A 12,542-nucleotide genomic window follows, 5' to 3' on the forward strand; every position below is an offset into this window, starting at 1 on the left:
CATTTAAATATCCCATTGTTTTTTGACTTGTTCTTCCGCTATCTTTTTAATTTTTAGCCATGCTATTTCCTTTTTTACAATGACATTGGTTTGATAATTTCTATCTTTAAAATTAACCGTAACGAATACTTCAATCACCACTTTCTTCCTCCCTCTATCGTTTCTTAAACCAATCAACATTTTAACTGGCAGCGTTTATTACTTCTCTTTGGGACTTTCTAAGTAGAACGTCTCACAGACAAAAGCCGTCCTAAAGTCTTTATTGTAGAGGATTCCTCATTTGATCGAAATCGTAGTCAAAAGGTGGAATTACTAGCCCGATGCTTTTATCCTGGATTAGTTAATATGATTCTTTCAATATAGTCAATTGATGTTCCTCAAGCCATTTTTTTGCTTTTCGAAAAGAAGCACAACTTGGTGTGTTATAAGATTCTTATCCAACTCATTTTCTACTGGCAATACTGTAAATTTAAATATTACAGTTCACGAAGTCAACTGTAAATTTATGGATAAGATATGAAAATGCATTAAAGTGTATAACTCTTTAAAAAACACTGTACTTACGCTAACCTCTTGAATGAGGTATTGGATAATAATGAAAGAGATGGAAACATAATTAAATAGTAAATTTAATCCTGAAGAAGGAGAAGTGAAGTTAATGAATGAAAAAGGAAAAAATAAAATCCTTTCCCTCGTAGCTGTGTTCATTCTTGTTCTATTATCAGGGTGTGGTAATGAACGAATTATCGATAAAATTCAAATCACTGATACACTAGCTTATGACAAGAAAAAAGACAAAATCGAAGGAATGGTGATCTATCCTCTTTTCACGGAAAAAGGGAAAACCGTATTAAAAGATTTTAAAACCGTTTCCGGTACGTTTGAGGACACCCTTCCAAGATTGGATACAAAAGCCGCTTACCCGATCGAAATAGGAAAATTGGACATGGTTGTGTTGGTAAGGAGTTTGCAAAAAGAGGAGTCACTGAAGTTTTAATAAGTCTCAAAAAAGATCCGACTGCTGGGAGTCGTATGCAGATCGCTATAGCCGATACTTAGAAATGTTGTTTCAATACTTAGGTTTTGAGCCATTATTTATGTTTTGCCCCTTTATTAAGAACTCTGGAAAATTACAAAAATGGACTCACCTTGGACTTCTGTTTTCAACCTTACTTTATTTGGTTATAGCGCTGATTTCATTAGCATTCTTTAGCCAAGAGCATTTAAATAATACTAAGCCATTTAAGAGTGTCATAATAGTTCTCAACTTTAAATGAAAAGTGACCTTCTCTGTCGGATACGATTTCATATTGACGAATCCTCTGTGAATCTGGCTCGTTTATCAAGTGGAGTTGCTGTCCCCCTATTTCATGCATCGGTTTATACCCACTATAGCAGCATTTGAGAATATCGAATTAATTTTTCTTGACTTCGTAAACTGTAATTATTAAAATTACAGTAATTCCTTTTGAAAGGAAGCATATTTTAAAAAGTGCCTTTTTAAAATAGTTTAGTTAGTTATGACAGGACATTTACTAGTCCTTTGCTATTGTAATGTCTAAACTGTAAACTATTTTATTACAGTGCGTTTTATAGAAATGCAATCTGTAACTTTTTTTATTATTACATTTAGAAGGAGGTAATTTTGATTTATTTGTATGCATTAAAAAATACTTTTATTAAAGATAAGAATGAATTGGAGGATATGAAAAGTGGCTATCTCACACGTAACAGATCAAACATTTAGCACTGAAATTAAAGAGGGATTAGTTTTAGCGGATTTTTGGGCACCATGGTGCGGTCCTTGTAAAATGATCGCACCTGTATTGGAGGAAATCGATGTTGAAATGGGTGACAAAGTTAGAATTATCAAGCTTAATGTAGATGAAAATGCAGGAACAGTAGGAAAATTTGGAGTCATGAGCATTCCAACGTTGATTCTTTTCAAAGACGGAGCAGCTGTAGATAAAGTTATTGGGTTCTATCCAAAAGAAGCTTTGACAGAAATGATTTCAAAGCATATGTAATACCCTGCTTGTACTTAGTGAAAAATGATTTTACAACTGGTACCGTTCTTCGAATTGATGGCGGGCTCACTTGGTGTAAGTGAGCATCATAATGTTATTTTTGTGGCTATACTACAGCAATGTATAGCCATATTTTTTATTATTCAATAAACCAATTCCCCAATAAATGGTGATAAATCATCACTTTCCTCTATTAATTACTTTTACAATATCATCCTGAGAGGGTTTATTAGCTCGTCTCTTTGGCTCAATCAAGACTGCTTCAAAACGTGGTTTCCAAGGATCCAAAAACGAAGCAACAGAATCCATAGACATTGTATCGTCATCTACAACTTTCTCTTCATCAGACGTTTCTTCACCCATCCTTTTAAAGTCTTGATTTTTTTAAAGCTATATACCAACCCAAACCATTTAAAAGATGGGCAAAAATAATCCTCATCTCTCCTCCGCCTGTTCTCTAAGCTGATTTGTGTCATTCCTTTAAAGCTGTTTCCTAACCCTGTCTTAAGCATAAAATTTGATTTTGGGTATAAAGGAACATAATATAGAGATATCGCAAATTATCAATATCCTCTTGTCCGATTAATTTATACGCATTCCAAGCAAAATAGTTTTTAATAAGATCAGAAAGGGGCGGGCAGCGTTGAATCAGGAATCAAATATGTTAAATGATGAACAGGCAGTTGAAATTTTCAAGGCACTGTCAAATCAAATAAGAGTAAATATTCTCCAAATATTGAAAGATCCTGATCATAATTTTTCCACGCAGGCACATGTTATCAGAGAAAAAGGCTTTGATGGCGGGGTTTGTGTTAGTGATATTCGCAGCAGAGTAGGACTATCACAGTCCACTACCTCCCAGTATCTATCTATCCTTTTGCAAAGCGGTCTGGTGGAAATGAAACGAATCGGACAATGGACTTACTATCGGCGGAATGAGGTAACGATTAAACAGTTTGAAAAGTATATAGGCCAAAAAATATAACCTTTAAGGAGGACCAAGAGTGAGTTTTCAACATCATCATGCCTATAACAGCATGTACCAGAAAGACAAAATGACACTCGGATTTGTCCTCCCGACTGCCAGGATGTCTAAAAATCCAATTATGGAGAATCAGCTGGAGCTTGCACGTAAAATTGAGGAATATGGCTTTGCTTCATTATGGCTCCGTGATATTACAATGCAGAATTTGAATGTGGATGATAACGGCCAAATGTACGATTTATGGATTTATTTAACGTATCTTGCGGCCTATACGAAGCACATTGCGTTAGTGACAGGAAGTGTAGTTCTCCCTCTGCGCCACCCCGTCAGGGTAGCCAAGGAAGCTGCATCAATCGATCGATTGTTTCCAGGTCGATTGATTATGGGAGTGGCATCAGGGGACAGGGAAAAAGATTTTACAGCTTTAGGGATATCTAAGCAAGAAAGCGGTCCGCTATTTAAGGAAAATTTCGAAATTCTCGATCGTCTGTTAAAGGAGGATCAACCGACCATCCACACCCACGCCGGGCTGATCGATGGCACAGATATGAGGTTATTCCCAAAGCCTGTATCTTCGATTCCGACCATGGTGACCGGATTTAGCAATCAGTCTATCAATTGGATAGCCGGGAATGGGGATGGGTGGCTTCAATACCCAAGAAGCATGATTCAACAGGCACAGCTTATCCAGGATTATCGTGCTTTAACTGAAGTTCATGCTCAAGGAGATTTTAAACCCTTCTCTCAAAGCTTGTTCATCAATTTAGTGGAAAACCCCGATGAAATGCCTGTCCCCATACCCTTAGGCTATTCCGTGGGAAGAAACCGTTTAGTTGATCTGCTTCATCAATTTCAAGCGATTGGTGTCAACCATTTGGCGTTTGTTCTCTATTTTTCCAAGCGCCCTCCAGAGGAAGTAATCCAGGAACTTGGGGAATATGTTTTACCCTTCTTTCCAACTCATAAAGGTACAGGCCAGGTTTAAATTAAATTGTATAAAAGGAGGAAGAATGATGGCAAAGAAAATACAACTTTCAGTACTAGATCCCTCCCCTATTGTCGAAGGAGGATCAGCCGAACTTTCCCTTCAAAACACGCTTGATCTAGCCAAGAAAACTGAGCAGTGGGGATATAAACGGTTTTGGCTTGCTGAACATCATAATTGGACAGGAATGGCGAGTTCAGCATCCCCGATCGTAATTGGCCGGGTAGCCTCTGTCACGGAAAAAATGCGTATTGGATCAGGCGCAATGCTGCTTTCCCACTATTCGCCTCTCTCCGTGGCTGAGCAATTTGGAACATTAGAAACCTTCTTCCCTGGCCGGATCGACCTTGGATTGGGGCGGGCACCTGGCACCGACCAATTTACAGCTAATGTATTGCGGCAGCGGGTAGCTGGGGAACCAGAATTTGATGCCCGGCTTCAGGAGCTTATCGCCTATCTTTATGGTACAGGAACGACCACTGAGGATGGTTCGTTTAGTTTTCACGCCATTCCCGGCGAAAAAACAAATGTGCCAATTTGGCTGTTGGGTTCAGGGTTTTATAGTGCACAATTGGCTGGAATCCTTGGGCTGCCATTCTCTTTCGCGGGACATTTTGCTCCAGGTAACATGATGGAAGCCATTAGACTGTACCGGGAATATTTCCGTCCGTCTCAATTTTTGGAGGAGCCTTATGTACTGTTAGCCGTTCAAGTGGTGGCTGCTGATGAGCAACAGGAGGCACAAAGGCTTGCCACTTCGATGTATCAAAAGTTTCTTTTGTTAACCCGCGGAAAGCCTTCGCCCATTCTGCCTCCTGTTGATAATATGGACGAGCTTTGGAACGATACTGAACGCAAGGCGGTTGAAGAACAGCTTTTCACTTCCATTATCGGGGATCCTGCAGGTGTGAAGCAGCAGCTCCATGAGTTGATAGAAAAAACTGACGCTGATGAGATTATGGCTCATACAGAGATTTTTGATCATAAGGCACGGCTGCGCTCTTATGAAATTTTGGCTCAGGCTGCAGTAAATTAATGAGTGTCTAGTCTAATAAAGGACGTAATTTCTGCAGATAGTAAATCAGTTAAATTAATTAATGAAGAAAGAAGATGAGCATAATGCCTGAAACTAATACAAAACAAATAACGGATATTCCATTCTCGGTCCTGGATCTCTCCCCAATCGCAGATGGAAGTACGCCGGCTGATTCTTTTCGCAATACTTTGGAGCTGGCCCGATTTGCTGAAAAGCTGGGGTATAACCGGTATTGGCTCGCTGAGCATCATAATATGCCATTTATCGCCAGCTCTGCAACATCGGTAGTCATTTCCCATGTTGCAGCAGGTACATCAAGAATCCGGGTAGGTTCAGGAGGCATTATGCTGCCGAATCATGCACCTCTTGTTATTGCTGAGCAATTTGGTACTCTGGAATCATTGTATCCAGGACGTATTGATCTTGGCCTGGGCCGTGCGCCAGGCACTGACCAGCTTACCGCACGTGCATTAAGACGTGACTTGAGAAGTTCAGGTGAAGATTTCCCTGAGCAGCTGGCTGAGCTCCGGAATTACTTTGACCCTTCCCTGGCACAAGGATATAGTCATGTGAAAGCAATTCCAGGTGAGGGATTAAACATACCTGTTTGGCTGTTAGGTTCAAGTGGATACAGTGCCCAGCTGGCAGGAGAGCTTGGACTGCCGTTTGCATTTGCGAGCCATTTCTCACCGCATAACACACTGCCGGCTATCCAGCTGTACCGCCGTTCGTTTAAGCCTTCTAAAGTACTGGACAAGCCGCATGCAATGGTAGGACTAAACATCATTGCGGCCGATACAGATCAGGAAGCTGAGCGGCTTGCTACAACTTTGCAGCAGCAGTTCTTGAATTTGATGCGCGGGAAGGAAGTCCCATTGCAGCCGCCAGTGGATAATATTACTGATATAGCGAGCGATTATGAAATGGCGGCCCTTGAGAATCAATTAGGAACTTCGATTGTCGGCAGTCCTCAAACCGTAAAAGAAAAGCTGGAAGAGTTTTTGCTTGAAAGTCAAGCCGATGAAATCATGGCAATCGCCCAGGTCTACGATCACAAGGCCCGCCTCCATTCCTATGAAATATTGGCTGAAATTACTCAGCTAAAATAGGTCAAAACGGGCCGACCGCATAATGTATCACTATGAATTCTTTGTGCAGAATATAAAAAAGTGCCTGCTAAAAGAAGTTTTTGTAGTCATTGTTATCCATTTGCTAAAATAGCTGAACCCTTTAACAAATTTGATGTAAACAAAAGGAGAAAAAATGATGAATCCAAAATATGAAGCTGCTTTTAAACCATTTACCTTCCGTTCTGGAGTTGAAATAAAGAACCGTCTTGCAATGGCACCCATGACCAATACGGCGGCACATGAAAATGGTGAAGTATCAGACGAAGAAGTTGCGTATTATCAAGAACGTGCCGGTGGTGTAGGAGCGGTAATCACCGCATGCACATACGTCACCAGGAATGGAAAAGGATTCCCGGGTGAATTTGGTGCAGATTCCGATTCCCTAATCCCCAGTCTAAGACGTGTGGCGACAGCTATACAGGAAAAAGGTTCAAAGGCGATTTTACAAATTTTTCACGGTGGCAGAATGTGCCCGCCTGAAGAATTGCTCGATCGTCAACCAATTGCTCCGAGTGCGGTAGCAGCGGAACGGGACGATGCCGTGGTACCCCGGGAAATGACAGCAGACGAAATCGATGAAATAATTAAAGCATTTGGAGAAGCAACCAGAAGAGCAATCGAAGCTGGGTATGATGGAGTTGAAATCCATGGTGCCAATACGTATTTGATTCAGCAATTCTTTTCTCCACACTCCAATCGCAGAACTGACAAGTGGGGTGGAACGCTGGAAAAACGTATGTCCTTCCCGCTTGCTGTAGTTGACGCTGTTAAAAAAGCAGTTTCAGACCATGCAGAAAAACCTTTTATCATCGGCTATCGGTTATCGCCTGAAGAAAGAGAGAATCCTGGGATCACCATGGAAGACACGCTGCAATTAGTGGACAGGTTAGCGGACCAGGACCTGGATTATCTCCATATTTCTGTCGGCGGCTTTTGGAACGGATCAATCCGTGATAATAACGATCAGACATCCCGAGTTGTTATGATCCACGAACGTGTCGGCGATCGTGTTCCTGTGATGGGTGTTGGGATGCTGAGGACACCCGATGAAGTGATGGAAGCATTTGAAACAGGTGTACCTTTAATCGCTTTAGGGCGGGAATTGATAATGGAACCTCAATGGGTACAAAAAGTACAAGCCGGTGAAGAAGACAAAATCCGAACAACATTATCTAAAAAAGATCAAAAGGAACTGGTTATTTCTGATAAAATGTGGGAGTACTATACTGGCATCCCTGGCTGGCTTCCTATTGTATAAGGAGTTCACACTCTTATCTCATTCCTTGAATTGTTTAACCGAAATAGAAATCTGTGTTGATGATAATTGTCATTGCTCAGCAGGTATAAATTAAACTTTATACTAAAATACCGAACATTTTAACGGGAAACCATTTTTTAGTGGTTTCCCTCTTTTATTAGGCTATCTTTACCTTGAGTTGGATAAGCACCTGCGAGAAGGTTCTTTATATCCACTTTTACAGCGTAGAAGGTTTTTTCTTTTATTTACTCTATTAACTACATGCTGAACCACCTGGAAAACATGATAAGATAAAAACAAGGGAGGCGCTGAACGTGGATTATTTTTTTACCATTGAAGAACGAAATGCCATTTTGGAGACCCTTGAAGCTCCGCAAAAAGAGTATTTGCTTCAGAAGCTGAAACGGGGAAAACAGACTCTTTTTTCCAATGAGCTGGCACGGGGCAAAGGCACATATACCGGTTCAGACTCTGAATTGGAAAAAGAAATAGAGGAATGGGAATTCATCGAACTTCGTGACGCGGGTCCGGGTTCCCGTCCTTATCGATGTGAATGCGGCATGGCCCTAAGGTTTCAATATATTGTGAGAAACAGCAAAACAAAAGAAATCAAAAAATTCGGCCGCAATCATTTTGAATTTCACACCGGAATACCCTCATCCATCGTCAAAGATATTATTAAAGGCTTTGAACGACTCGATTATGAACTGGACGAGCTCCTTCATAAGCTTCTATATGGCTGGGACCACAAATACGTTGAATTGGTTAAGCAGGAAAAAATCGAGCTTCCCTCAGATATCGCGGAACAGCTGAAGCTGTCCCTCCCATTATTAAACAAGCAGCTTGCCAAGCTTCAAAGGCTCCTGCATCATGTGACGGTAAGGCAGACAGAAAAGAAAGCATCACCCGCTAAGATACCTCCTGCCGCCGCATCAGCCAGAAAACTATCCTTTATCCCTGATCTTCAATCTCCACTAGGCTCGGATATACACCGCTTTATCATTCAATACCTCGAGGAAAATGGAAAGATCAGCGTCTGGTCGCTTTGCGAGGAATTGGATGCATATCCCCATGACTATCCTGGCCGGTTTCTCACCGGAAAACCAAAGATATTTCCCTATGGTATTTCCATCATGGATCAATTGGTGAGCAAGGGAGCATGCACGCTCGACAAGGCGGATATTGAGGACCGATGGTACACCATCTGCGGTGAATCTGTCTCAATTGAAGGGAAGAAACCAGACAAGCTAATAAAAGAGTAAGGAGAAGTGAGAATCGGGACATCGGCTTTGGCCAGCCTTACATTAAACGGTAGAAGCTTTTCTATTAATTACGGCCTAAAGCTTTGATCATCATCTCAGGGATGAAAACTTGTTTCATCATTGGCCGCTTTTCTTTCCTATTCGCTTTATCCGACAGTGTGACATGGAGAAAGCAGCCCCTCATCAATTTCCACTGATAGTTTATCAGCTATTTCTCTCGGCCTGATATCCATTTCTGAAAGCGCCCCTAAGCTCACCCATAACGGTTCATAAGTTCCCCTGTCCTTCTTTACATCTGTAAATTCATCGCCCCCTCCTGTCCCAAAATCACCTCCTATCATTCTAGCCCAATAAAAATACTGAGTGCCTTCATAACGAACTTGGGAAATACAGTCCCCTATCTCAACTACTACACCAAGTTCTTCAAGGGCTTCTCTTTTAGCCGCCTCTTCAGGAAGCTCCCCATTCTCGACACCCCCGCCCGGAAAAACGAAATAAGTCATGCCGTCTCTGACTCGTTTTATTAGAGCCACTTGATTTCCTTCTATAATGACAACAGAACCACGGTTTCTCATATTACCCCTTTCTTTTTCTTCACGAAAAAACGGGAAGATCTATTAAATATGACATAAAAAATCCGGAATCTATTTATCCAGCTGCTGCTGCTCATTGAGCGTCACTCCTTGTTATAGTCGCTTATTCCTCTGTTTAATAGTCAGCTGGTGAATCAGGATATTTTGAAATTAAAGGAAATCATCCAAACCGCCAATTTAACTCATATGGTCGAATGGGATGGCCATCCAATTTCTGTGATTTTTATGAATTCTCATTACCAACACGAAATCAATAATGAAAAAAACCGTTTAAATAAAACAAAAGCTGCTCTCTGATAAAGAGCAGCATACTGAAATCTCCACATTCCTATTCAGCGGGTTTCTGCGGCAATACCACCTATGATACTGGCAAGCTCCTTCGGGTGCGACCACATAGGCCAGTGGTGAGTCGGCAGGTCGATATATGTGACATTATGCAGTTCTGTCAGACCGCTTATCCACTCATATCCCTCTTGGACATAATACTTCATCTTATCAGAAGGTGCTGACGTACAAATAACTGTGCTCGGTATCTCAAGCCGCTTCTCGTTGGTTAATACAGGTGCCTCACGGACAATATTTCCCGGCTCAGGAACAGCTCTCTGCCTAAAGAGACTTCGGTGTTCGCTGCTCATCCCGCGTATGTCAGCTTCATCAAGTTCCTCCCAAGACGGCAGCGGCATCTCGACTCCGTCGAATTCGGGATTCATGGCACTTTTTGTTGGAAATGTATCAACGTAGACCATCGCAGCAATCTGTTCCGGCATGCGGTCACTCACACCGTAACCTGGCGCAGCTGCTCCACTGTGTACGGCCAGCACGACCGGTTCCCCAGCTTCTCTCACCGCCCTTCCGATCGCCTCGACATGATCAGACATCTTGATTCCAGAACGGTCCTCAGCTGCCGATTCTAGACCGGGCAGTGTCAGCGTGGTAACAGTGTGGCCCTCTTGACGCAGAGCATCTGCAACTTCATCCCACGCCCAGGCGCCCAGCCAAAAGCCAGGAACTAGGATAATTGGCGAACTGTTCGGTTTCTTTGAACTAGGTGTTTCCATGGGTTATTATTCTCCTTTACCTTATCATTTGATCGCGGCAGTGCCGCAAAATTCTTCTGAACCATAACTTCTTGATTCTGCCGCGATATTAGTCTTGAGACCCCTTCTAACGGACAATTCTCTCTTCATCAAGCCTCCACTAGACGTTTTCCACTAACAAGCGCTTTATTACTAAGTTATCAGACTCTCCTTTTAACTAATTCTTTCACTCATGCGGTATTTCCTGTCTGCAAATATAAAAAGGAGGATGAAACCCTGAGTTTCACCCTCCTGCTGCTGTTATCTTTTAATTTTTTATTAGAAGCCAAGTGCTAACTTTATTGCATCATTCAGGTCACCGGACTGATTGCTCATGACCATGACTTCTTCTTTTGTGATTTCCATTTTGGCATCCTTCAGTACTAAGCCATTTTCCAGTTCAATATCGAGTGTAATAATAAAGTCTGTATTCTCCCAGATATTTTTTACTGTATAAGCTTTGATTGCTCCGCCTTTTTCAAATGAATTTCGATCGCTTCTAGACATTCTCATATTCAGCACTCCCTTACAACCTTCAATGATACTTGATTGTTTAGGAAAGTAAATAAGTAAATTATACTAGCTCTTTTTGCATTCTATCAATTGACATTTAATGTGTGCGGAACAAAGTAGCTTTCGAAGTGGCAACCAGCTCATTTTTATCGTTAAAAATCGAACATTCCGTACGTATTAAAGTACGGCCCTGTTTTACTATTTTAGCATTTGCCACCAAGTATGCTCCAGAAGCGGGCTTCAAAAAGGATACATGTAAATCAGCAGTCAGTGCTTGTTGTTTACCTTCTTGATTAGCAGGTATTAGATTGGACATAGCGACATCTGCCATGGAAGAAATAATGCCTCCATGGACAACACCGGCACTATTGATCAATAAATCTTTAACAGGCAATTTAACTCTTACATGATGTTCATCCAACTTTTCATATTCTAACCCCAAAAAATCATCAAAAAGCTGCTTAATAAACATATCCCACCTCATTATGTATTTTTTAATAGGCCGGCTACTGACTTCCTTTGTCTTCTCTGCCAATAAAATGGCCGCCCTCATTCATAATATAATACCTATTCTGACATTGACAAAGTTTAATCTTTTTCATTCTCTGGCATCACATACCTCACCTTTATCCCACTTATGGAAGACATTTCTCGAGTTAGTCTGCAATCTTGAGAACCACCTGCTAGCTCCATCAAAAATTTTAATCAAAAATTAATCCTCTCCTCAGGAAGATTTTATAATTCAATGAGGAAAGAGAGGTACAATTAAGGTGAACATGAAAAGCTTCATTAGTAACAAAACAGTCATGTAAAAATACTTTACAGCAAGAATCATGGAAGGGAAGTTTAACATTGCATACCATAAAAAACTTTATCGACTTCATCCTTCACCTGGATACGCATATCCTATCCATGGTTAAGCAATACGGAGGATTAACTTATGCTCTTTTATTTCTCATTCTCTTTTTAGAAACAGGATTGGTGATTGTTCCTTTCCTGCCAGGAGATTCCGTACTTTTTGTAGCAGGTTCCATCGCTGCCCAAGGATCCCTGAATCTCGGTATCCTTGCAGTGATATTTTTTTTGGGCGCTGTGCTTGGGGACACTGTTAATTACCATATAGGAGCAAAATACGGTGTTAAGGTATTTGAAAGCAGAAAAATAAAATTAATCAACAAAAGCCATCTGCAGAGAGCACAGGAGTTTTATGATAGGAAAGGCCCTATTGTAATCGTACTGGCGAGATTTATTCCGATTATCCGGACCTTTGCCCCCTTTGCTGCAGGCATTGGAGGGATGGCTTATAAAAAGTTTCTGATTTACAATCTTTCTGGAGGCGCACTCTGGGTCCTTTTAATGACGTTCAGCGGCTTCTTTTTCGGGAACATTCCACTGGTCAAGAATCATTTTAGCCTTGTGACGATTGCGATCATACTAATCTCCATGGTTCCGGTTATTAAAGGCCTCATCCATAGAAAATTAAGTAATTCGAAGATTCAATAACTTAAATTGATTGATGAAAAAAGGGCTGCAAGAGATTTTCTCTTCAGCCTTTTTGATTTTATTCACATATCTTCCGCAAACCGATTCCCAGAATAAGGTTTGTACGTTTTTTTGAATAGAATCTGCACCCTTTATAAATGAACGAAAAAAAGACAAACTCTATCCTCGCCGAGT

The 12,542-nt window shown here is 41.2% G+C and carries 16 protein-coding genes and 1 pseudogene; 11 read left to right on the forward strand and 6 right to left on the reverse strand.

All coding sequences use genetic code 11. The features are described from left to right. Positions 1-3: 3 nt before the first annotated feature. The gene (locus H539_RS0107615) at positions 4-138 is read right to left on the reverse strand and encodes a BA3454 family stress response protein (protein WP_026693022.1); all 135 of its coding nucleotides are present in this window, start codon (positions 136-138) and stop codon (positions 4-6) included. On the opposite strand from H539_RS0107615, the pseudogene H539_RS33405 reads away from it, so the two are divergent. From H539_RS33405 to trxA, 4 genes and pseudogenes are all read left to right on the forward strand, one after another. After that, positions 138-327: pseudogene (locus H539_RS33405) on the forward strand (IS4 family transposase); the annotation flags it as partial. The gene H539_RS0107615 and the pseudogene H539_RS33405 overlap by 1 nt on opposite strands. A 331-nt stretch (positions 328-658) precedes the next feature. Then, entirely contained in the window at positions 659-997 is a 339-nt protein-coding gene (locus tag H539_RS0107620) for a Ger(x)C family spore germination protein (protein WP_026693023.1), read from the forward strand. A 64-nt stretch (positions 998-1,061) separates the two neighbouring features. Beyond that, positions 1,062-1,277 carry a GerAB/ArcD/ProY family transporter gene (locus H539_RS33410; RefSeq protein ID WP_081415813.1) on the forward strand — a complete coding sequence of 72 codons (216 nt, stop codon included), beginning with the start codon at positions 1,062-1,064 and terminating at the stop codon, positions 1,275-1,277. Between the two features lie 435 nt (positions 1,278-1,712). Continuing rightward, on the forward strand, positions 1,713-2,027 hold the full coding sequence (gene trxA / locus H539_RS0107625) for a thioredoxin (protein WP_026693024.1): 315 nt from the start codon (positions 1,713-1,715) through the stop codon (positions 2,025-2,027). A gap of 180 nt (positions 2,028-2,207) precedes the next feature. On the opposite strand, the gene H539_RS0107630 is transcribed toward trxA, so the two are convergent. After that, positions 2,208-2,390 carry a hypothetical protein gene (locus H539_RS0107630; protein ID WP_026693025.1) on the reverse strand — a complete coding sequence of 61 codons (183 nt, stop codon included), beginning with the start codon at positions 2,388-2,390 and terminating at the stop codon, positions 2,208-2,210. 298 nt (positions 2,391-2,688) lie between these two features. On the opposite strand from H539_RS0107630, the gene H539_RS0107635 reads away from it, so the two are divergent. The 6 genes from H539_RS0107635 (at position 2,689) to H539_RS30070 (ending at position 8,683) form a co-directional block, all read left to right on the forward strand. Then, positions 2,689-3,012, forward strand: a complete 324-nt coding sequence (locus tag H539_RS0107635; RefSeq protein WP_026693026.1) for an ArsR/SmtB family transcription factor — start codon at positions 2,689-2,691, stop codon at positions 3,010-3,012. Positions 3,013-3,031: 19 nt separating this feature from the next. Continuing rightward, positions 3,032-3,997, forward strand: a complete 966-nt coding sequence (locus H539_RS0107640; RefSeq protein ID WP_026693027.1) for a TIGR03571 family LLM class oxidoreductase — start codon at positions 3,032-3,034, stop codon at positions 3,995-3,997. A gap of 28 nt (positions 3,998-4,025) precedes the next feature. After that, on the forward strand, positions 4,026-5,033 hold the full coding sequence (locus tag H539_RS0107645; RefSeq protein ID WP_026693028.1) for an LLM class flavin-dependent oxidoreductase: 1,008 nt from the start codon (positions 4,026-4,028) through the stop codon (positions 5,031-5,033). An 83-nt stretch (positions 5,034-5,116) separates the two neighbouring features. Next, positions 5,117-6,142, forward strand: coding sequence for an LLM class flavin-dependent oxidoreductase (locus H539_RS0107650; RefSeq protein ID WP_026693029.1), 1,026 nt, complete (start codon positions 5,117-5,119; stop codon positions 6,140-6,142). A 157-nt stretch (positions 6,143-6,299) separates the two neighbouring features. Further along, positions 6,300-7,421, forward strand: coding sequence for an NADH-dependent flavin oxidoreductase (locus H539_RS0107655; protein ID WP_026693030.1), 1,122 nt, complete (start codon positions 6,300-6,302; stop codon positions 7,419-7,421). Positions 7,422-7,735: 314 nt separating this feature from the next. Continuing rightward, positions 7,736-8,683, forward strand: a complete 948-nt coding sequence (locus H539_RS30070) for a hypothetical protein (protein WP_051348493.1) — start codon at positions 7,736-7,738, stop codon at positions 8,681-8,683. Positions 8,684-8,829: 146 nt separating this feature from the next. Here H539_RS30070 and H539_RS28075 read toward each other — a convergent pair whose 3' ends face one another. The 4 genes from H539_RS28075 to H539_RS0107690 form a co-directional block, all read right to left on the reverse strand. After that, positions 8,830-9,258: an NUDIX hydrolase gene (locus tag H539_RS28075; RefSeq protein WP_051348494.1), complete on the reverse strand. Its 429-nt coding sequence runs from the start codon at positions 9,256-9,258 to the stop codon at positions 8,830-8,832. 350 nt (positions 9,259-9,608) lie between these two features. Then, a complete protein-coding gene (locus H539_RS0107680) occupies positions 9,609-10,334 on the reverse strand; it encodes an alpha/beta fold hydrolase (protein ID WP_026693031.1) in 726 nt (241 codons plus the stop codon). A 297-nt stretch (positions 10,335-10,631) separates the two neighbouring features. Next, positions 10,632-10,865, reverse strand: a complete 234-nt coding sequence (locus H539_RS0107685) for a hypothetical protein (protein WP_026693032.1) — start codon at positions 10,863-10,865, stop codon at positions 10,632-10,634. A gap of 97 nt (positions 10,866-10,962) precedes the next feature. Then, a complete protein-coding gene (locus H539_RS0107690) occupies positions 10,963-11,337 on the reverse strand; it encodes a PaaI family thioesterase (protein WP_026693033.1) in 375 nt (124 codons plus the stop codon). Positions 11,338-11,717: 380 nt separating this feature from the next. Here H539_RS0107690 and H539_RS0107695 point away from each other — a divergent pair, with 380 nt between their 5' ends. Next, a complete protein-coding gene (locus H539_RS0107695) occupies positions 11,718-12,368 on the forward strand; it encodes a DedA family protein (RefSeq protein WP_026693034.1) in 651 nt (216 codons plus the stop codon). Positions 12,369-12,542: the final 174 nt, after the last annotated feature.

It is taken from the genome of Peribacillus kribbensis DSM 17871 (genome assembly GCF_000430765.1).
GTDB classification, from domain to species: Bacteria; Bacillota; Bacilli; order Bacillales; family DSM-1321; genus Paraperibacillus; species Paraperibacillus kribbensis.

Excerpts from the sequence above, each read along its gene's own strand:
- H539_RS0107620 (WP_026693023.1), top strand. The coding sequence starts at position 659 with ATGAATGAAAAAGGAAAAAATAAAATCCTTTCCCTCGTAGCTGTGTTC.
- H539_RS33410 (WP_081415813.1), top strand. The coding sequence starts at position 1,062 with ATGTTGTTTCAATACTTAGGTTTTGAGCCATTATTTATGTTTTGCCCC.
- H539_RS0107630 (WP_026693025.1), bottom strand. The coding sequence starts at position 2,390 with ATGGGTGAAGAAACGTCTGATGAAGAGAAAGTTGTAGATGACGATACA.
- H539_RS0107635 (WP_026693026.1), top strand. The coding sequence starts at position 2,689 with ATGTTAAATGATGAACAGGCAGTTGAAATTTTCAAGGCACTGTCAAAT.
- H539_RS0107645 (WP_026693028.1), top strand. The coding sequence starts at position 4,026 with ATGGCAAAGAAAATACAACTTTCAGTACTAGATCCCTCCCCTATTGTC.
- H539_RS0107650 (WP_026693029.1), top strand. The coding sequence starts at position 5,117 with ATGCCTGAAACTAATACAAAACAAATAACGGATATTCCATTCTCGGTC.
- H539_RS0107655 (WP_026693030.1), top strand. The coding sequence starts at position 6,300 with ATGAATCCAAAATATGAAGCTGCTTTTAAACCATTTACCTTCCGTTCT.
- H539_RS28075 (WP_051348494.1), bottom strand. The coding sequence starts at position 9,258 with ATGAGAAACCGTGGTTCTGTTGTCATTATAGAAGGAAATCAAGTGGCT.
- H539_RS0107680 (WP_026693031.1), bottom strand. The coding sequence starts at position 10,334 with ATGGAAACACCTAGTTCAAAGAAACCGAACAGTTCGCCAATTATCCTA.
- H539_RS0107685 (WP_026693032.1), bottom strand. The coding sequence starts at position 10,865 with ATGAGAATGTCTAGAAGCGATCGAAATTCATTTGAAAAAGGCGGAGCA.
- H539_RS0107690 (WP_026693033.1), bottom strand. The coding sequence starts at position 11,337 with ATGTTTATTAAGCAGCTTTTTGATGATTTTTTGGGGTTAGAATATGAA.